Source organism: Shewanella ulleungensis (assembly GCF_014648315.1).
GTDB classification, from domain to species: Bacteria; Pseudomonadota; Gammaproteobacteria; order Enterobacterales; family Shewanellaceae; genus Shewanella; species Shewanella ulleungensis.
In genome coordinates this window covers 608531-629411 of the sequence record NZ_BMQW01000002.1, presented here as the reverse complement: position 1 = coordinate 629411, position 20881 = coordinate 608531, and the positions used below count along the sequence as shown (strand labels likewise).

Genomic DNA, 20881 nt, shown 5'->3' with positions numbered 1-20881 from the left:
CAATTTAATTCAGCAACATGATTTAAAGGGTATCGGTATGAGAAGAAGAGCGATAAGCAACACCATGTCACGCCGTCGTGTCATGCTTAAAGTACATAAAACCCGTATTCAAAACCGCCAACGCGCACATTTCTTATTAGTTCAAACAGAAAGTTAATCGGTTTATAAACGCAAGTATAAATTAGCCTTCAACCTGTTGCTTCTTGGCTAACAGTTTGAGGGCTTTTTTTTCGGCTCGCCTACGCTTAAAAAATGCGCTTAACTGTTCTGCACACTCGTCTGCTAACACTCCCGCCCTCACCTCTAATTGATGATTAAACGCAGGATGTTGCAGTAAATCAATCACACTACCTGCTGCACCGGTTTTTAAATCATCTGCGCCATAAACCACGCGCTTAATGCGCCCGTGCACCATTGCACCCGCACACATAGCACAAGGTTCGAGCGTGACGTACAAAGTAGTGTCTAACATTCGATAGTTGTTGAGCACTTTACCTGCCTGCCTGATACATTCCATTTCGGCGTGGGCGGTGGGGTCGTTATTTATAATGCTTAAATTAAAACCACTGGCAATCATGACATCATCTTTAACTAATACTGCACCCACAGGCACTTCACCGTTTAACTCTGCTTGCTCAGCTAGCTGCATAGCCAAACGCATCCATTGCCTGTCAATAACTTGCTGAGCTTCACTCACAGGTGTATCGATAGCATTTAGGTTAGCATTTGAAGTTGCACTGGGAGCAGTATTAGAAGCTAGATTGGGATCATCAAGTTGAGCAGCACAATCTGCCTTGGGAATATCTGTCACGCTATTAGCCTAAGTCATGGGATCTACTTGACTATTCTAACAAATAAAAAAGACGCCGCAGCGTCTTTTTTATTTACCCTCTATACAAGATTAACCCTGTTGGGTTATTCCCATTCGATAGTGGCAGGTGGTTTACCTGAAATATCGTAAACCACACGAGATATACCATCAATTTCATTGATAATACGGTTTGAAACACGACCTAAGAAGTCGTATGGCAAATGGGCCCAATGTGCTGTCATAAAATCGATAGTTTCTACAGCACGTAATGACACAACCCAATCATATTTTCGGCCATCACCCATTACGCCAACCGAGCGTACTGGTAAAAACACCGTAAATGCTTGGCTGACTTTATTGTATAAATCAGCTTTATGCAGCTCTTCAATGAAAATAGCATCAGCACGGCGTAGCAAGTCGCAGTACTCTTTTTTCACTTCGCCAAGTACACGAACACCAAGACCTGGCCCTGGGAACGGATGACGATAAAGCATGTTGTAAGGCAGGCCTAGTTCTAAGCCAATCTTACGGACTTCGTCTTTAAATAATTCACGTAGTGGCTCAACTAAGCCCATTTTCATATCAGCAGGTAGACCGCCAACATTGTGGTGCGACTTAATAACATGTGCTTTACCAGTAGCGCTACCAGCAGACTCAATAACGTCTGGATAAATAGTGCCTTGAGCTAACCATTTAGCATTAGCACATTTTTTTGATTCTTCGTCGAAGATTTCAACAAATACACGACCAATGATTTTACGCTTAGCTTCTGGATCTGCTTCGCCAGCCATCGCATCTAAGAAGCGGTTTTCTGCATCAACGTGGACAATATTGAGCCCAAAGTGATCGCCAAACATTTCTAGCACTTGTTCTGCTTCGTTTAAACGCAATAAGCCGTTATCAACAAATACACACGTTAGTTTATCGCCAATTGCACGATGCAATAACATCGCCACAACCGATGAATCAACACCGCCAGACAAACCAAGAATCACTTCGTCATCGCCAATTTGTTGCTTTAAACGCTCAATAGCATCTTCAATAATCGATGATGGTTTCCAGTTTGCCTCACAAGCACAAATCTCTAACGCAAAATGTTCAAGCATGCGCTGGCCTTGGCGAGTGTGTGTCACTTCTGGGTGAAACTGCACACCGTAAAAACGCTTCTCTTCGTTGGCCATTGCGGCAAACGGACAGGTTGCCGTTTTAGCAACAGTAACAAATCCTTCTGGGATCACAGACACTTTGTCACCGTGGCTCATCCATACATCAAGTAATGGCTTGCCATCTGCACTTACAGCATCTTCTATGCTTTTGAACAATGCAGAAGTAGTTTGAAGCTCAATTTGAGCATAGCCAAACTCGCCTTCGCCAACGCCTTGAATCACTTTACCGCCAAGTTGCTCTGACATGGTTTGCATGCCGTAACAAATGCCTAAAACAGGCACGCCTGCATTAAACACGTATTCAGGTGCACGAGGTGAATTATCAGCGGTTACGCTTTCAGGACCGCCGGCTAAAATGATGCCATTAGGTGCAAATTCACGAATTTGAGCTTCGCTCACATCCCAAGCCCATAACTCACAATACACGCCAATCTCACGAATACGACGGGCAATAAGTTGAGTGTACTGAGAACCAAAATCGAGGATCAAAATCTTATGATCATGAATATTAATCATGGGTAACCTTTACAAATTGATTAAATGCCATGGCCAATACATTGGCCATAATGCGAGTAACAAAAGGGCGACAAACGTCGCCCTTGCGGTAATTATGAACGATAGTTTGGTGCTTCTTTGGTAATGGTCACGTCATGTACATGTGACTCGCCCATTCCAGCTGAAGTGACTCTAACAAACTGTGCTTTTTCATTTAAATCTTTAATGGTGGCACAACCGGTTAATCCCATACATGAACGTAAACCGCCCATGTGCTGATGAATGATTTCTTTTAACTTACCTTTGTAAGGTACGCGACCTTCAACACCTTCAGGCACTAACTTGTCAGCGGCGTTATCGCTTTGGAAGTAACGGTCTGATGAACCTTGAGTCTGGCCCATTGCGCCAAGAGACCCCATACCACGGTATGATTTATACGCACGGCCTTGGTAAAGTTCTGTCTCGCCTGGAGCTTCTTCAGTACCGGCAAACATAGAACCCGCCATAATACATGAAGCACCTGCGGCTAATGCTTTAGCTAAGTCACCAGAAAAACGAATACCACCATCGGCAATGACAGGGATACCTAACGCTAGTACCGCTTCTGCAGCATCAGACACCGCAGTAATTTGTGGCACACCTACACCAGTTACAATACGAGTTGTACAGATTGAACCAGGGCCGATACCCACTTTAACGGCGTTGACACCCGCTTCAACTAACGCAAGTGCGCCAGATGCTGTTGCAACGTTTCCGCCAACAATTTGTAAGTCAGGGTATTTAGCGCGAGTATCACGAATGCGTTGTAACACGCCTTCTGAATGACCATGTGATGAGTCGATCAATAATACGTCTACACCGGCTTTAACAAGGGCGTCAACACGCTCTTCGTTACCAGGACCAGCACCTACCGCGGCACCTACACGTAAACGACCTAACTCGTCTTTACAGGCGTTTGGTTTACGCTCAGCTTTTTCGAAATCTTTTACAGTGACAAGGCCTTTAAGTTTAAAATTATTGTCCACCACTAAGACTTTTTCAATGCGATGAGAATGCATTAACTTTTGCACTTCATCTAATTTGGTGCCTTCAGTTACTGTCACTAGACGATCTTTTGGCGTCATCATGTCAGCAACGGTTTTGCTCCAGTCTGTGACAAAGCGTACGTCACGGCCGGTAATAATACCCACAAGTTCGTGTGCATCATTCACCACTGGGTAACCAGCAAAGCCATTTCGCTCAGTTAATTCACGTAGGTCGGTTAAACTTGTTGCTGGAGTGACGGTAACAGGGTCTTGAACAATCCCTGCTTCATAGCTTTTAACTTTGCGAACTTCTTCGGCTTGTTGCTCAATACTCATATTTTTATGAATAAAACCTAAACCACCTTCCTGCGCCATTGCAATAGCAAGACGAGACTCGGTCACTGTATCCATAGCAGCAGATACAAGTGGAATATTCAGTTCGATTTTAGTCGTTAAACGTGTTTTGAGAACAGCGGTATTAGGGAGTACGGTCGAGTGGGCAGGAACCAACAACACATCATCAAAGGTTAGTGCATCTTTCAGTAAACGTAGCATGGCAACATCTCCCTAGTAAGTAGGATTTGAGGTGAAATATTGCGGCGAGATTATACCTTGCATATTGCAGTTGGTAAATGGAAAATAGATATTTATTACCGTTAGAATGAGAACATTCATGAGTGCCACAAAAAACAATGTTTACACCGTTTCGCAATTAAACGGCGAAGTGAGGCATATTCTTGAAGGTCAAATAGGTAAAATCTGGTTAAATGGTGAAATATCAAACTTTTCTTCACCCAGTTCTGGCCATTGGTATCTCACGTTAAAAGACAGCCAATCACAAATTCGCTGTGCGATGTTTAAAGGCCGTAATCAATCGGTACGCTTTAAACCTATCAATGGTCAGCAAGTCTTAGTTAAAGGCGCTATCAGCGTTTACGAGCCTCGTGGCGACTATCAATTACTACTCGAGTCAATGTTACCTGCAGGTGACGGCTTGTTAGCACAGGAATTTGAAGCATTAAAGCTTAAATTAGCTGCAGAAGGCTTATTTGCTACAGAAACAAAGCGTCCTATTCCAAGCAATATTCAACGCATTGGCGTAATTACTTCGGCCACTGGCGCAGCACTTAGGGACATATTGCATGTATTAGCCAGACGCGACCCGTCTATCGAAGTGATTGTTTATCCCACCCAGGTGCAAGGTGCATCCGCGAGCCAATTAATTTGTCAAGCCATTGCCCGCGCAAACCAACGCCTTGAAGTGGATGTATTGTTACTGACTCGTGGTGGTGGCTCGTTAGAAGATTTATGGTGTTTTAACAGTGAGCACTTAGCTCACGCTATTTATAATAGCGCCCTACCGGTTATTAGTGCTGTCGGCCATGAAATAGACACCACCATCAGCGATTATGTTGCCGATGTACGCGCACCAACGCCATCAGCAGGTGCAGAGTTATTATCAAAAGATAAAGGCAACAAAGCCGAAAAGCTCATATTATTGCGAGCCCGCTTACAACAAAGCATGAAGCATTATCAGTTACAACAAAGTGGGCGCTTAACTCAACTGACTCATCAGCTTCAACGTCATGAGCCACAACGTAAACTGCAACAGTTTGAGCAACGCTTTGATGAAATGCAGATGCGTTTAGAAAATGCCTTACAGCATAAACTTAGCCGCTTAACCTTGCGCCACCAGCAATTACATAACCGTTTACAACAACGCTCTCCCTCTAGTACTTTAACATTAGAAAAGCAGCGTCTACAGTATTTAACCGAGCGTTTTAACGACGCCAGCAGTGACTATTTTAAGCAGGCGTCATTGCGCGTAGCTCAAGCAGCCCATAAGCTCGATACCGTCAGCCCACTCGCCACATTGAGCCGAGGCTATTCAATCACAAGCGCGAATAAACATGTTGTCGAAAATGCTGAACAATTAACCAAAGGTGATGTGATTCATACTCGATTAAAACAGGGAAGTGTCACTTCGACTGTGACAAAAGTATCGGTAAAATAATCCGCTATTCAAGGTAAAGAAAAAACATGTATACGCTAAAGGAACTAGCTTGAAGAAAATTAATTTCCGTAAATACAAAAATGTTGAACTGTTAGATGCTCTGTATAAGATGAATCAACAAGTATTTCCTGAAAGATATCAGCAATTATGTGATGAAATAGCTCGCCGCAAACAAAATGGTCAACTCAAAGTTGAAAAAAGTAGCGTGGATAATATCAATCATGTCGGCTTTTGGGATCATCGAGAACTCATTATCGAGTTTACTCAAACCCACAAAGTATTTCGTATCGCTTTTCTGGTGCTGTATTTATTATTCAATATCATTGCGATAACGTTTATTGCATCAAAATATTGGGTAACAGACATCAGTAAAGTTCATCAATACACTGCAGTAATCGATCAAGCAACATGTCATAAAGATACTGTGGAAGATGAGGAGTCAGGTAGAATTGACGAGTATTATGATGTCGTGGTTTCAATTTATCCTGATATTTTTTTAGCCCCAAACTTACCCACCGCAACATGTAATAAGATTGCCGCAACATTAACGCCTGGTTCACAAATATCGATTTGGCATCAAGATGGACTTATTCATCAACTTGTATTGAATCAAAATACATTACTTAGTTATAAATACATGAAATCAAAAATACGAGATTTTAATAGCCGTGGGTATTTACTCTATTTATTCTGCTTATTTTTGATGCCTTTGGTTTTCTTTAAATCGCTTTATAATGCGGTTTACCCTGGAACGTTTAAGAAATATTAACCTCAGTATTTTCAGTGATTATTAGATAGCAAAAAAGCCATCTTTCGATGGCTTTCATTTAATTCGTAAATAAGTTTACGTCGTCGTTCAACGATTTGAGACTGTTACTTACCAATCGGTGTTAATACAATCTCAACACGACGGTTTTGAGCTCGTCCTTCAGCACTATTGTTGCTCGCAATCGGACTGGCTTCTCCCATACCGGTTGATGACACTCGTGAACCATTTACATTTTGGCTAGTGATATATTGTGCCACTTCACTGGCTCGCACTTGTGACAAACGTAAGTTGTATGAGTCTGAACCTGAGCTGTCGGTATAACCAATCACGTTTAAGCGAGTGTCGTCATATTCTTTCGCCACTAACACGACGCTGTTTAATACTGACTTAGCGCGTTCACTTAATACCGTTTGATCAACCGCAAATGTCACTTCGTTTGGCATGTTAAGGATAATGTTATCACCACTACGAGTCACACTTACGCCAGTAGACTGTAACTGCTTACGCAATTTAGCTTCCTGCACGTCCATGTAGTAGCCAATACCACCGCCTACAGCAGCACCAGATGCTGCGCCAATCAGTGCACCTTTACCGCGATCTTTTTTGCTTGCTGAGGCCACACCAATTGCAGCGCCGCCAATGGCACCAATAATTGCGCCATTGGTTGCTTTAGCATTTTCAGATTCACCAGTATAAGGATTAGGTAATTGACAACCTGACAACAACAGCGCCGTCCCCACTAAAGAACTGCACAACAACGATGTTTTTAACTTAATTAACATACTCTCTCCTAGAGACCTTAGCCCGGATAAATGATGAGATAACAGATTATCCCAAGCTCGGTTTACGACGTATTCTTGATGTTAAATATTCTTGAAGAAAACAAAAAATGAGGGCATCAAAAAACGCAAGTCTACCTGATGTACAACCAATCATTACGTTATTTTTTGTTCATAAAACTGCGACGGATCCAGGCAAAAGCGCCAAGCAAGCTAAAACTAAACCAAGAAAGTACTCCAGCATGAACTTCTTCGATATATACCTCTTCGACATACACGGCATCTCGATCACTACTTTCAAGTGGTAGGGCATACAATGAATCAATGTCGTCGCTGCTAATTGTGGCCACAGGATCGGCATAACCGAGCTCATATAGATCAATTAATACGTCATAATGATCAGTCTGATAACCATTAGCCAACGTTGTTAGGACTTCATAATCATCAAAGCTTGAATCAGCATTAAGGGTAAATACGTCGGTCGAGTAATAATGGATCCACGGACCACCATTTTGGCTTAAATATAATTCAGCAAATACATCGGCTTGAACATCGCCACCACTGCTGTTGATGTCTGCGTCAAAGGTCACGCTAAAGGTTTGATAAAAACCGTCGTAATCGAAATCTTCAAATAACCTTGTTTGTGCGTCATAAAATGAAAAGTCGTAATAAACCACTTGATTTTGCTGAGCCAAGGCACGTTGTTGCTGGCTAGCTTTGGTCGCTGCGCTTTTTTGATGCACAGCCATGCGTTGTTCACGCGTAACTTTTAGGCTAGTTTGAGCATTACCCGGTAATAATGTTGCTTGTTGATGTAATTGAGCTACTCGAAGTTCTGCATCATTGTCATCACTGGCAGGCGCATCAAGTTGTCTCGCTTGGCTTACAGCACCATTGACTTGGCTCGCTATTTCTTCAGCACTGTATACGCTGGCAGAACTTAAGCCTAAGGCACATGCAACACATAAGCTTAATCCCAATTTAACCGCGTTAAACGATGATGCTGTGTTGTTTATGTTATTTAATTGTTGGTTCATGGTGATTCCTCACGACCTTAAATGTTGCGGTCATTAAAACCCACTCAAAATGAACACAAGCTGAACATTAGCAAATAGTTATCGTCATCTAGATATCCTCAATGCCATTCAGTTAGTGTTCATCTGGATCTCGCTATACTTGCCCAAGAACACGTATTAACATCAACTGCTAGCGCAATTTTTTAAGTAGATGTTTCTATATATAAAAGGATCTTTTACACTAAGAACAATGAGGTAAATAGGATTAACACTATGCAGCGTATGTTCAAGCTCAAGGCCATTCTTTTAGGCTTAATGTTAGTGATTTCATCACCCAGCTTTGCTGGTGCTCCGCTTGTTTTATCATTAAGTTCTGCAACTCCCTTTGAGCTTATGCCTGGTCCTAAAGATAATCGCCAAAGCAATAATTTGGTTGTAACGAGTGCACAGCAAGCCATACAAATTGCTAAGCGTAGTTACTCTGGCAAAGTGTTGAAAGTACAATCTAGCAGTGTAAATGGTCGTCCTGGGTATCGCGTGAAATTACTCACCAATGATGGCGTCATCTTTTATGTGTCTGTAGACGCAACTAATGGCTCAGTATCAAGGAACTAACTCATGAGATTATTACTGGTCGAAGATGACTTAGCTCTGCAAGCTAATATCAAACAACATCTTATTGATGCTCAATATACTGTTGATGTCGCCTCTGATGGTGAAGAAGGATTATTCCAGGCCCAAGAATACCAATACGATGTAGCAATTATTGATGTTGGGTTACCAAAACTCGATGGACTGTCGCTCATTAGCCAGCTGCGCGAACAAAATATCAGTTACCCCATTATCATTTTAACCGCGCGAGACAGCTGGCAAGACAAAGTCATTGGCCTAGATGCAGGTGCAGATGATTATTTAAGTAAACCATTTCAGCTTGAAGAATTAGTCGCACGTATCAATGCATTGATACGCCGCTCGGCAGGCAAAGCTAGCCCTGTGATTCAAAATGGGCCTTTTAGTATTAATACCCGCAGCCTTGAGATAAAAATGCATCAGCAAGTGGTGAATTTAAGTGGTTCAGAATACAAGCTATTTGAATATCTAATGCTTCATCCTGGCTCGGTACATTCTAAAAGCAGCTTAATTGAACATATTTACGATCAAGATTTTGATCTCGACTCTAACGTTATCGAAGTGTTTATTCGTCGCTTACGTAAAAAGCTCGACCCAGACAATCAATACCAACTCATCGAAACATTGCGCGGCCAAGGTTATCGTTTACGCCAATTAGGGCAACATGAATAAGTTATTGGGCTCACTTAAAGTTCGCATTGTCGTTAGTGCATTACTGCTTATTTTAGTATTACTGCCCATTATTGGCATTACGGTTAACAACGCCTTTGAAACTCAAATTAATGCTGCGGCAAAAAACCAATTAAAAGCTTACGTTTATTCCGTGTTAGCCATGGCCGAAGTGGAAAACGATGAGCTACTCATGCCTGAGCACCTGCTCGAAAATCAATTTAATGTCATTGGTTCTGGGCTGTATGCATTAATTACCACCAAAGATAATCAATTACTGTGGACCTCAAATTCGTTTTTAGGCTTAAACACTCCAATTAACTTACCGAAACCTGTAACGGGTCGAAACAGTTACGGAAGTATTTTAATTAACGACAAACCACAATTGATCTACAGCTTCAGTGTCAGTTTTGCCACCAGCGAACAACCGTTTACCATGACGCTGCACATTATTAAAAACCAACAAGAATACCAACAACAAATTAGCCAGTTTTCAAAAACATTATGGACTTGGTTATTGATATTAATGGCCCTGTTATTAAGCGTACAGTTGAGTTGGTTGTTATGGACCCTCAAACCTTTAGGTCAATTCAGCCAAGAGCTCAGCGCTGTAGAGCAAGGTAAATCGATGCAGCTAAGCACCCAATACCCCATAGAGCTACAAAAGGTGGCCAAACAGCTCAATACCTTACTGCAAACAGAACAAAATCAGCGAAAACGTTACCGTAACGCCCTTGCCGATTTAGCGCATAGCTTAAAAACGCCATTAGCTGTAATGCAAACGCAGGCAAATTTAAATGAGGCATCGTTAGAGCAAATTAATCGTATTAATCAAATAGTGGCATATCAGTTAAAGCGTGCGCAAAGTGCTGCAGGCACGGGTTGGCATCTTGGTGTTAGTGTTGATGATATCGCCGCACGCTTGGTGCGAACCTTAGGCAAAATATACCAACAGCAAGCGCTGAAGATTGATTATCAAGGTGATACTGAAGCTCGTTTTAAAGGCGACGAGTCTGACTTAACCGAAATGCTCGGAAACGTATTAGACAATGCCTGTAAAGCAGCCAATAGCCATGTGTTAATAAGTGTTAAGCAGTTAGCTAACAGTTTACAGATCATTATTGAAGATGACGGCGCTGGTGTGCCTAAAGACAAGCAACAACAAATATTTGAACGGGGTATACGCGCCGACACATATGAACAGGGCCACGGTATCGGCCTAGCCATTGTACGCGATCTTGTCGACAGCTATCACGGCACATTAACGGTTGCTCAGTCTAAGTCTTTAGGCGGTGCCAAATTTGAGTTCGAGTTTACTCATTAATACATTATTCATTCGCAGCAGCACATTTACTCTGTATCACTTATCATTAATCGCTGAGCATTAACCTGAAGCTTAATTGACTGAGGCTCAATCCCCCAAATAAATATCCAAAAAATAAAACCAATTAAATCACTTTCAGCTTATGTTCATCTTCAGCTCGCTATGATGACGTTAACAGTCATCAATGACACTGGAGATAACATGAAAAAAGCCATTCAAACACCCGCTAAAGCGCTACTAGCGTTAGCCTTGGTTTGTATGCCATTAGCAAGTGTGCAAGCAGCGCAGCCAACTGAATCATATTCATACAACGCATCTGATGATGTGGTGAGTGATGCTGAATTGGCGCAAATGCTAGCGCCCATTGCACTATATCCAGACAGTTTATTAACTCACATTTTGATTGCCTCAACCTACCCGCTTGAAATTGTCCAAGCTAAGCGTTGGTTAGCCAATCAAGGTAATCGCGACACTAATCAAATTATGACCGAGGTAGAGTCACAAGATTGGGACCCAAGCGTTAAAGCGTTAGTGGCCTTTCCTAATGTGCTCGAGCGTTTAAACAATGATTTAGTGTGGACCCAAAACCTCGGCGATGCCTTTTTGCAAGACGAAGGGCGAATGCTCGACACCATTCAAGCGTTAAGACAACAAGCTGATGAAGCTAATAATTTGGCAGATCTTGAGCAGGTTAAAGTATCGCGTGTGGAACGCCGCATTATTATCGAATCTGTGCGTCCTGAAATTGTCTATGTACCTTATTACGACAGCCGTATTGTCTATGGCAACTGGCGCTGGAACCGTTATCCACCGGTATATTGGCATGCACCTGCTTATGTAAACTATCGCCCTAACAACCATGCGATTTTTTGGGATAGCGGTGTACGCATTAGCTTTAACTTCTTCTTTAGTGGTTTTCACTGGCATGACCGTCGTGTAATTGCAGTACCAGTACATAAAAACTACCGCTACTACACACCACGTAAAATAAGCTACAGCCATGGAGCACAACATTGGCAGCACAAACCTAAGCATCGTAAAGGTGTGGCTTATCGCAGCCTGGTGATCAGCAAACGATACAATGGTCACTATGAAAAAAGAAATAAACCAGTGAGTTACTCACGTCAAGTGACTAATGAGCCACGTCGTGTCACGCCACGAAATGACTCAATTAAGGTTAATGAGCAACGCAAGCACATAAACCAAAGTCTGAAGCAAGAAAACCGTAATGGATCTGCTGAACATAGAAGTACGCAGTTAAAGCGCGAACTAAGCCAGCAACGTCAACCTACGACTCAGGTAAAGTCATTTGAACGTAAGAATGAGCCATTGAAATCGACTTACAGTAGAGACAAAGAAGTGGTAAGCCGTCAACGAGACGTGGTCAATACCAAGGTGAGAAATGAGGTAAAGCCCGTGACTAAGGTTACTAACCAAACACGGACTCAACAAGTGCAACAAGCGCAACAAGCGCAGCGTAACACTCGCGTTGAGAAAGTGCGTGAACCGCGAACACAAACCGTGCAATCAGTGCAGCGTAACACCCGAGTTGAAAAGGTTCGTGAGCCCCAACAAGCGTCGCGGTCAATGAGCCAACAACGTGACAACTCTGCACGCCAATCAAATCAATCTCGAGATATTAAACCATCGCGAGAAAGGCAGTAAAAAAAGTGAATAAAAAATAAAGATGAGTCGCTAGGCGGCTCATCTTTTTGTATTTGATGTTTCAATGACACTCGACAATACTAGCTACCCTACAACACTAGCTACACGACAATACTAACGTTCAGTCCATGTGACTCAACTCGAGTAAAATGCAACTCGCCGTTATGTAGGCTTATGATATGTTGGCAGATGGATAAGCCCAACCCTGCCCCTTGCGAGGTATTTTCATCTACACGATAAAAACGGTTTTTAGCTAAGCTGATTTCATCATTGGACATGCCACGTCCTTGATCGATTACTTCGATTAACGTTTGAGCACCCTGCTTGCTCGCTCGAATCGTAATTAACGACTCTACAGGGCTGTACTTACAAGCGTTCTCGATAATATTTTTTAATACTAATTCAAGATAAAACGGGTCAGCATTAATCGTCATGTCTAAAGGAATATCAATATGCCATTCGTAATCTGCTATGAGATGCAATAATTGATTTATCACATTATCAATACTATTTTGCAGCTTACAGTCTGAGCGATTGAGCGCCTCAATAGCATCAACCCGCGATAACAACAGCAACTGCTCAACCGTATGATTTATTCTATTGACCCCTTCGCCTATAGCATTACTGTATGGCTGTGTTATTTGCTGAACGTCTTGATGCTGAGCTAACAAGACATCATTTAACCCATCACTGTGTAACTTAATAATCGCTAATGGGGTTTTAAGCTCGTGAGCGGCATCGGCGCTAAAACGACGCTCGCGCACTATGGTATCGGCAATGCGCAATAAATAACTATTGAGCGCTTTTTGCACTGACGCTAACTCGGTTGGTAATGTGAAGTTAATTGGCGTGAGATCTTGAGCTGGTCGCTTATCTAAATGGCGCTCTAATAACTTTAGCGGTTTAAATAGATAGTAAATAAACAACAGCATAAAAAACATCATGATGGGAGTTATAATCAATGGTGTTCGCCATGTGTTACTCACAATTAAAGACACTAATTCCTGGCGCACATCATGGCGTTGAGCAGTAACAATCCACACTTGATGCGCCGCTGAAAAATAGCTGTACACGTGCCATAAATAACCATTGATGTTGCGAGTATCATAACCTTGAGTGAACTGGGTTAACGTTTGCTCACCAGAACTGTCTGAATAGGCGAGTAATTGGCCTGTAATCGACAAGAGTTGAAAAGACAGTTTATGTTCATAAGATAGGGAGATCGGATTAGCTTGATCGGCAAATGTTTCAATATTGGAATCATCAACATGAAATAAAATAGGCCGTATCACTAACTGGGCAAGCTGTTTTTCAGTCAGTTGATTAACATAAAACTGTTCAAGCATTTTTGCCGTTTGAACCATTTGTGCATCAAATATCTCTTCAACTTCATGCATCGCATCTCGAGAACTTAATACACTCGAAAACGTTACCGTGAGTACAATGCCTAAAAGCATTAATACGCTAAATAATAAACGTAATGAGAACATAAAATCCTTTAAAAATAGTAACGAAAATTAATTAATCACTTACTTGTGCGCAACCGTTATTCATGACGCATAACTTAACCGCGCTAGTGCGTTTCAGTTAAAATGTAGCCAATTCCTCGTACCGTTTTAATTAATTCGGTGGCCATTTTTTTACGTAAATGATGTATGTGCACTTCAATCGAATTACTGCCGACCTCGTCCCAACCGTAAGTTAATTGCTCGAGTTGGCTGCGAGTTAATACGCGACCTGCAGATTGAGCAAATTCAAGTATTAACTGATACTCGCGTCGAGACAATGACACTAGTTCGCCCCGAAAATGCACCTCACAACAGGTAAAATCAATGTCGAGTGCACCATAGCTAAATTGGTTGTTGTCTAAACCATGTTGACGCCGAATAATGGCACGTAACCGAGCGATTAACTCTCTCACATCAAAAGGTTTGCTGAGGTAATCATCAGCACCAATGTCTAAACAAGCCAAGCGAGTATCAAAGTCAGTATTCGCCGTTAACACGATAATGGGTAAAGACACACCATTTCGGCGCCATTGTTTTAACAACTCAGCACCATCGCCATCAGGTAAGCCTAAATCAAGAATAATCGCGCTAAAATCTTCGTTGTTGAGTGCCGCTTGCGCCTGCTTAAAAGATGATAAATGATCAACTTGAATACCTTCTTTAGCCAGGCTCATCACCACACCTTGGGCGAGTAATTTATTATCTTCAATCAGTAATACACGCATATTTATTACCCTCGAAACACCTTAAAGTCGACACCTTGCTGCTGTAAAAAAGCTTCAGCCTCAGGTCCTTTTAACATAGCCATGGTAGCCAGCATCCCCGCCATAACACAATTAGGTGCAAGGACAGTGACAGACAAAGGCGCCTGCTCAATAGGATAACCCGTTGTAGGATTAATAATATGCCCGTAGCGTTTTCCATCAACCTCAATATAACGACGAGTTGTACCGCTAGTTGCTAACGCACCTTGGCGAATCGTTAATAGCGCTGCGGCATTATCCAGCTTTTGTGGGTTTTCAATTCCTACCTGCCAGCCATCGCTTTTGGTGTTCGGACAGGCAATGTCACCGCCAAAGTTAACCAACACTGAATGATTAGGCCAGCGCTGAGCAATCATTTGAGCCGCTTTATCTACCGCATACTCTTTACCAATACCGCCAAAGTCGACACTCATCCCTACAGGCATGTGAATATGGGTTTGCGAGAGCGATATGTTGTTTAAGCCAACATGCTGCAAGGTTTGATTTATATCGCGTTGATTAGGGATTGTTTTTTGGCCATCAAAACGCCACAACGTCATAAGTGGACAAGCACTGATATCAAATGCGCCGTCACTCAATTGGTAACATTGCTGGGCAAAATGCAATAAATGCAAGGTCTCTGCATCTATTGGGATAGCTGTACCATTGGCATGGTTTATTTGCCAAATAAGATTGCCTTTAATGAAGCGGCTAAACTTTTGTTCAATCCGTTTCGCTTCTTGGTAAGCCACTTGTAGCATCTGCATAGCTACGTGCTCATCTGGAACGGCCATCAAGACTTCACAAGGACTTGCCATTGCTTTAAATGTGCCTAAAAAACCCCATGTACGCGGCTGTAAGCTGATGTCACTATCAGTGTTGGTTTCAGAGCGTGATAAATTGGCTGACATGACACTCTCAGTTGGTTGCATAAAACTATCTTAATACCAATAACCAGTAATTGATAATATATTCAGCATCTTGAATATGGTCATATATTATAGACTCGGCCATTATCACTTTCGTCATAATGGCCGAGTCTACCAGCTTTAAGATAAAGCCTGCTTAAAACGAATAACTAACTTGAGCAACAATTGCTTTCACTGAAGGAAATAGATCGTAATTTTGTAACTGGCCTGGTAGTTCTGTACCATTGTTTTCAGGATTTTGTTGGTAATACTCAAGACGATAAGTCATCTCATGTCCACCCGATAAACGCTGCCCAAATTTAAGTCCGATGGTATAAGCAGTCATATCGCCAATTCTATAATCAGCACTGGCATATTCTGGTAAGGTATCGCCCATCGTTAAGAAAGGTTGATAAAACTCTGCCGCTTGTTGTTGGTAATAACGCAAGTGTAGTTGCCCATAAAAACTCGGACTAAAGTAATAGCGATAATGCGTTTCTAAGGTGTGCGAAGTAATGTCCCAATCATCGGTACTATAGCGATATGAGAAATCTACCACGCCTGAATCTAATGCACCTTTTGTCATCACATACACACTGTGCTTTAGGCGTGAATCCGGTCGGCTCTCGTAACGGTATCCTTGAGTTATCCCGTTGCTATCAACTTCGCTCAATATTTTATACGGATCGCTCATGTAACCTGACACACTAGACAAACCATAATTAGCCTGCATTAACCAATTGCGATTAAGAATTTGAGTAACACCAAACATGATATCCGATGTTTGCTTGGTATCATCGCCACTTAAACGAGTTTGATCAAACGCAGCTTGGTACTCTGTGTCACTGTTGTAGTCAGACCGATAAACCATCTCACTGAAGGCGACAGGGCGGCCACCAACTGGATCGACAACATCATGTGTAAATGCGCCAGATAATGCCAAAGTGGTATTATTTTTATTAAAGCTACGTTCAAGGCCAGCATTTAATCCCATCGATAAGTAATCAAACTCTTTCGAACCATATACGCCTACGTTACCAGTCCAATCTTGATTAAACACTTCTTGCCAGTTAGCACTTAACTGCACTCGCGTATCGTGGAAAGTATCATCAAGTGGGGTATCACCTGCGCCAACGGTGTATTCGCCTTTACCAGATGGACGCGTAAACGTTTGGCTTTCGCCTTGAGCGACTGCGCCTGATGCTGAAGAGCCAGTTAAACTGTCGATGACGACTTTCATGTCTAATAACGATTTGTCACCAAACGCTTTTTGTACGTTACCAATGGCCTCTACAGCTTGCACGCGCTCTTGTTCACCGTAATACATAATGGCAGCATCGACTTTCCAGTCATCATTAGCCGGCACGGCTTCGGCTGCATTGGCTTGACCAATTAAACTACAACTTGCAATTGCTAAGGCGCTGGCAATGCTTTGTTTTGATGTTAGTTGCATCCACAACCTCCGCCCGCCAATGAACGACCGCCACTAGTACCTTCTTTACTGAAATAAATATGATCATCCAAAGATAAATCTAGTTTTTCGCTGTTCAATGCCATGTCTTCACGGGCAAATTGATCTTTTTCCCATGGTTGAACACCTAAACTTGAACATCCAACGATACTACTTGCAATAGCTAACGCCACTACAGTTTTGCCAATGGGTTTAAACACGTTAGTCATGAGTTTACTCCTGTAATAATATTTGTATTTCTTGCTCGTAGGCAGGAATGTTCTCTTCAAAAAAGCCCATGTGCGTTTGAACTAACTCGCCTCGGCGGTTAAACAAAAAACTGCTTGGCATTCCTTGTAAATCAAATGCTTTAGCGACATCACCTTCTGGGTTGAACATCAGATTAAATGAGGCGGGTATTTTAGCTAAAAACTCATGAGCTAACGCGGTGTCAACATCGAGGTTAATCGCGACAACCTCTAATCCCTGTTGTTGATATTTAGCTTGCATGGCATTCATCCATGGAAATGACTTACGACACGGTCCACACCATGACGCCCAAAAATCCACGTAAACAACCTTACCAGTATATTGCTGTAGACTGACGGGTTGGGCTTTAGCATCTAACACAGTGTGATCTAATGAAGGTGCAGCATTTACCACTGCACTCAAACTAAGTGCGAGACTCAGTAAAGTAACTGTGATATTTGAGGTGAGTGAAAATAACTTCTTTGGCATTATATTTTCGCCTAATGACTAAATGAATAACAAACTAGATTACCAATCTTAAGGTTTACTTAAGCAATAAGGGATCAATGTATGCAACTTAAAATCTGCATGCTAACCAACCTCACTTCAAGCTTGTTATTTGTTAGGCTAACAAAGTGAATTGACGCGTCAATAGTTAGCCTATTGTGAGTCGATTCAACCCTGTTAGCAGGGTAAAGGGTTGTTTATAAGTCGTTTATTATCCTGAACTCAGATTGGTTAGCCACCAATCATTTTTGATACTAAGCCTTTATTATGACCAGCTTCTGCCAGCAAAATACCCGCTAAATGCAAACTGATAAACGGAATAAAATACCACAACGCGAGCTTATGAATTGTTTCGACTTGCTGCTCTATGGCCTCCGGACCAAATTCAAGTAGTAAACCAGTGCTCACCGACATGGCAACACCTGCATAAAATAACCAATACACCCACGCTTGAAATTTTTGCTTAGTTGTAGCCTGAGCACTGAATGCTGACGGATAATGCAGGCCAAATTTAGCCATGTATACAAAACGAGCAAAAACAAATACGCTCACCGCATAGCCAAAGTAGATGTGCCATTTAAACATCACGCCACGGATCCCCTTAGCAAGACTAATGGCTTGTTTGTCTGTAATCAGCACATCAATTTTAGCTAACCCCTGAGTAATCACTGCCGCCATATGATTTTTTTCCATCCACCCAAGGCGTAACAGTACTGTGAGTAGCATCACCAGCATGGTTATGGCTAACCCCCAGTGAAGAAGTCGGTGAAACAATGGGAATTTGGATTGGCTATACATATACACCTCGATAGATTAAGTTAACCGCTACATTATTGCCCCGTAACCTTAACAATCACTTATGCCTTTAAGACTCATCGAGTGGCAAGGTAAATGTTGGCGCTGTATAAAATGGGTTTATGAATAGGACGTTCTCATGACTGAGTTCTTTAAACGTACGCAAACGCTTGCATTATTCATTGCAGGATTTGGTACGTCATTAGGTGGCTTATATACATTAGCGCCTCAGTGGGCTTTAGCGCAGCTAAATCAACTACCTTATATGGTTAGCGACACGATATTTATCCAGCATTGGGGATTTTTAGTATTAATGATGGGTTGTAGCTTTTTTATTGCGATATTTCGTCACGATTGGGTCGTACCCATTTTTTGGGTAGCATTAATCGAAAAGTTATTTTTCGTGAGTCTCGTTATTGGTCATTCAAGCCAATCTTTTATTGATGGTTTTTGGTTATCAATGGTCATGGACAGTACAATTTGCTTGTATATAGCGGGTTACTTATGGACTCAGCGCAATCCTAAACACTAACGAGTTTCATATATCAGCGGGAGCCCCTTCGTCGCATTTTTTGCAGTTAAGCTGCTCGCCTAAGTGTTGTTGACGCCCAACCTCTGTAATCACCCACTCCCTAATCGTCCAGGGTGGGTTATGCCGAACATGTTGAAAATGTCCGCATGTTAACTGCGCTACCCAATGTTGTTCTTCATCAAGGTGATAAGCCATTATTTGCTGTTGCATAAACACCTTCATTAATCTTTTAGTATTCCTGAGACAAAAAAGCCTGAACAAGTCAGGCTTTTTTATCTGTAACCGTTATTTCTTACGGTCACGAATATGTGTCATAGCACGTTTACGGCGGCGTTCTTGTCCTAAAGTTAACTTTTCAGTTCGGCCTTCAAACGGGTTAGCACCTTCATGGAAACGTAATTGAATTGGTGTACCAACCACTTTTAATGAACGACGGAAATAGTTCATCATATAACGCTTGTATGAGTCTGGTAGCTTACTAACTTGGTTACCATGAACCACAACAATCGGTGGGTTGTAACCACCAGCATGAGCATATTTAAGCTTAACACGACGGCCATTAACCAATGGTGGTTGGTGATCGTCTTGCGACATTTGCATAATACGCGTCAACATAGAGGTACTTACACGGCGCGTAGCACTGTCGTAAGCTTCTTCGATTGACTCATACAAATGGCCAACACCAGTACCGTGTAATGCTGAGATAAAGTGAATACGCGCAAAATCGATAAAACCTAAACGGCGATCTAATTCACTTTTAACGCGATCTTTAATTGCCTGGTCAATTCCGTCCCACTTGTTTACGGCAATGACTAATGCTCGGCCAGCATTTAAAGCAAAACCTAACAGTCCTAAGTCCTGCTCAGCAATCCCTTCGCGTGCATCAATCACTAACAATACAACGTTAGCGTCTTCAACTGCTTTTAAAGTTTTAATTACTGAGAATTTCTCAATAACTTGATGTACTTTACTGCGACGACGAACCCCTGCGGTGTCAATTAATACGTATTCACGACCTTCACGTGACATTGGAATGTAAATACTGTCACGCGTGGTACCTGGTTCGTCATAAACCACAACGCGTTCTTCACCTAAAATACGGTTTATTAACGTTGATTTACCTACGTTCGGCTTACCAATAATGGCCAGCTTAATCGGCAGATTCTGTAAGCGAGTTTGCTCTGCTTCAGCTTCTTCTTCGGTATATTCACGTTCGACTTGCTCACCTTCTTCGTCAAGTTCACGGACAATACCCATAGCCTCAGCATAAGGTGTAAGCGCGTAGTCGATCATGTTTGTGACACCACGGCCTTGTGCCGCTGCCATTTGGTAAACTTCGCCTAAACCTAATGACCAAAACTCGCCACAGGCTGAATCAGCATCAATACCGTCGACTTTGTTAGCAACCACAAAAGTCACTTTATCGCGACTACGTAAATGTTGTGCAATGGCTAAATCAGCAGCGGTTAAACCTGCGCGAGCATCGGTCATAAATAATACGACATCCGCTTCTTCGATCGCCGCTAATGACTGTTCAGCCATTTTTGTCTCGATCCCTTCTTCGGTGCCATCAATACCGCCGGTATCAACAACGATAAACTCGTAACCCGCTAAAAAAGCACGGCCGTATTTACGGTCACGTGTTAAGCCAGGAAAATCTGCTACTAACGCATCACGAGTACGTGTAAGACGATTAAATAATGTCGATTTACCGACGTTTGGTCGCCCCACAAGGGCCACTACAGGGATCATGATTTTGCCTCTAAAAAACTTTTCAATAAAAAGCCCCCGGAACACTTCCAGGGGCTCTAGTAAAGATATTATAC

The 20881-nt window shown here is 42.2% G+C and carries 21 protein-coding genes; 7 read left to right on the top strand and 14 right to left on the bottom strand.

The features are described from left to right. Positions 1-181: 181 nt before the first annotated feature. From tadA to guaB, 3 genes are all read right to left on the bottom strand, one after another. A complete protein-coding gene (tadA, locus tag IEY40_RS06535; RefSeq protein WP_428848148.1) occupies positions 182-709 on the bottom strand; it encodes a tRNA adenosine(34) deaminase TadA in 528 nt (175 codons plus the stop codon). Between the two features lie 206 nt (positions 710-915). Beyond that, positions 916-2493 carry a glutamine-hydrolyzing GMP synthase gene (guaA, locus tag IEY40_RS06530; protein WP_188954460.1) on the bottom strand — a complete coding sequence of 526 codons (1578 nt, stop codon included), beginning with the start codon at positions 2491-2493 and terminating at the stop codon, positions 916-918. Positions 2494-2585: 92 nt separating this feature from the next. After that, a complete protein-coding gene (guaB, locus tag IEY40_RS06525; RefSeq protein ID WP_188954458.1) occupies positions 2586-4052 on the bottom strand; it encodes an IMP dehydrogenase in 1467 nt (488 codons plus the stop codon). A 118-nt stretch (positions 4053-4170) separates the two neighbouring features. Here guaB and xseA point away from each other — a divergent pair, with 118 nt between their 5' ends. Continuing rightward, positions 4171-5511 (top strand): exodeoxyribonuclease VII large subunit, encoded by a 1341-nt coding sequence (xseA, locus tag IEY40_RS06520; RefSeq protein ID WP_188954456.1) that lies wholly within the window; start codon positions 4171-4173, stop codon positions 5509-5511. Positions 5512-5560: 49 nt separating this feature from the next. Beyond that, on the top strand, positions 5561-6280 hold the full coding sequence (locus IEY40_RS06515) for a hypothetical protein (protein ID WP_188954454.1): 720 nt from the start codon (positions 5561-5563) through the stop codon (positions 6278-6280). Positions 6281-6384: 104 nt separating this feature from the next. On the opposite strand, the gene IEY40_RS06510 is transcribed toward IEY40_RS06515, so the two are convergent. Both IEY40_RS06510 and IEY40_RS06505 read right to left on the bottom strand, forming a co-directional pair. Next, entirely contained in the window at positions 6385-7062 is a 678-nt protein-coding gene (locus tag IEY40_RS06510) for a YiaD family glycine zipper/OmpA-like lipoprotein (protein ID WP_188954452.1), read from the bottom strand. 158 nt (positions 7063-7220) lie between these two features. Then, entirely contained in the window at positions 7221-8096 is an 876-nt protein-coding gene (locus IEY40_RS06505; RefSeq protein ID WP_188954450.1) for a choice-of-anchor H family protein, read from the bottom strand. A gap of 252 nt (positions 8097-8348) precedes the next feature. Between IEY40_RS06505 and IEY40_RS06500 the strand changes: the two genes are divergently transcribed. The 4 genes from IEY40_RS06500 to IEY40_RS06485 all read left to right on the top strand — a co-directional run bounded on the left by IEY40_RS06500 (position 8349) and on the right by IEY40_RS06485 (position 12363). Further along, entirely contained in the window at positions 8349-8690 is a 342-nt protein-coding gene (locus tag IEY40_RS06500) for a PepSY domain-containing protein (RefSeq protein ID WP_229777021.1), read from the top strand. 3 nt (positions 8691-8693) lie between these two features. Further along, complete coding sequence (locus IEY40_RS06495; protein ID WP_188954448.1) at positions 8694-9377, top strand: response regulator transcription factor; 684 nt, start codon at positions 8694-8696, stop codon at positions 9375-9377. Continuing rightward, positions 9370-10698, top strand: a complete 1329-nt coding sequence (locus IEY40_RS06490) for an ATP-binding protein (RefSeq protein ID WP_188954446.1) — start codon at positions 9370-9372, stop codon at positions 10696-10698. The genes IEY40_RS06495 and IEY40_RS06490 overlap by 8 nt, the downstream gene beginning before the upstream one ends. 201 nt (positions 10699-10899) lie before the next feature. Then, on the top strand, positions 10900-12363 hold the full coding sequence (locus tag IEY40_RS06485; RefSeq protein ID WP_188954444.1) for a DUF3300 domain-containing protein: 1464 nt from the start codon (positions 10900-10902) through the stop codon (positions 12361-12363). Positions 12364-12464: 101 nt separating this feature from the next. Here the strand turns inward: IEY40_RS06485 and IEY40_RS06480 are convergent, their stop codons facing one another. From IEY40_RS06480 to IEY40_RS06450, 7 genes are all read right to left on the bottom strand, one after another. Further along, positions 12465-13853: an ATP-binding protein gene (locus IEY40_RS06480; RefSeq protein ID WP_188954442.1), complete on the bottom strand. Its 1389-nt coding sequence runs from the start codon at positions 13851-13853 to the stop codon at positions 12465-12467. Positions 13854-13936: 83 nt separating this feature from the next. Continuing rightward, complete coding sequence (locus IEY40_RS06475) at positions 13937-14596, bottom strand: response regulator (protein ID WP_188954440.1); 660 nt, start codon at positions 14594-14596, stop codon at positions 13937-13939. 5 nt (positions 14597-14601) lie between these two features. Continuing rightward, a complete protein-coding gene (locus IEY40_RS06470) occupies positions 14602-15432 on the bottom strand; it encodes an FAD:protein FMN transferase (protein ID WP_188954605.1) in 831 nt (276 codons plus the stop codon). 247 nt (positions 15433-15679) lie between these two features. Next, positions 15680-16975: a DUF3570 domain-containing protein gene (locus tag IEY40_RS06465; RefSeq protein ID WP_188954438.1), complete on the bottom strand. Its 1296-nt coding sequence runs from the start codon at positions 16973-16975 to the stop codon at positions 15680-15682. Then, the gene (locus IEY40_RS06460; protein WP_428848147.1) at positions 16966-17193 is read right to left on the bottom strand and encodes a DUF4266 domain-containing protein; all 228 of its coding nucleotides are present in this window, start codon (positions 17191-17193) and stop codon (positions 16966-16968) included. The genes IEY40_RS06465 and IEY40_RS06460 overlap by 10 nt, the downstream gene beginning before the upstream one ends. 13 nt (positions 17194-17206) lie before the next feature. Continuing rightward, a complete protein-coding gene (locus tag IEY40_RS06455; protein WP_188954436.1) occupies positions 17207-17710 on the bottom strand; it encodes a TlpA disulfide reductase family protein in 504 nt (167 codons plus the stop codon). Positions 17711-17959: 249 nt separating this feature from the next. Continuing rightward, the gene (locus tag IEY40_RS06450; protein WP_188954434.1) at positions 17960-18526 is read right to left on the bottom strand and encodes a cytochrome b/b6 domain-containing protein; all 567 of its coding nucleotides are present in this window, start codon (positions 18524-18526) and stop codon (positions 17960-17962) included. A 136-nt stretch (positions 18527-18662) separates the two neighbouring features. On the opposite strand from IEY40_RS06450, the gene IEY40_RS06445 reads away from it, so the two are divergent. Next, entirely contained in the window at positions 18663-19055 is a 393-nt protein-coding gene (locus tag IEY40_RS06445) for a hypothetical protein (RefSeq protein WP_188954432.1), read from the top strand. Between the two features lie 6 nt (positions 19056-19061). On the opposite strand, the gene IEY40_RS06440 is transcribed toward IEY40_RS06445, so the two are convergent. Both IEY40_RS06440 and der read right to left on the bottom strand, forming a co-directional pair. Continuing rightward, a complete protein-coding gene (locus IEY40_RS06440) occupies positions 19062-19265 on the bottom strand; it encodes a DUF3565 domain-containing protein (RefSeq protein WP_188954431.1) in 204 nt (67 codons plus the stop codon). A 75-nt stretch (positions 19266-19340) separates the two neighbouring features. Further along, positions 19341-20807, bottom strand: coding sequence for a ribosome biogenesis GTPase Der (der, locus tag IEY40_RS06435; protein ID WP_188954429.1), 1467 nt, complete (start codon positions 20805-20807; stop codon positions 19341-19343). Between the last annotated feature and the right edge of the window lie 74 nt (positions 20808-20881).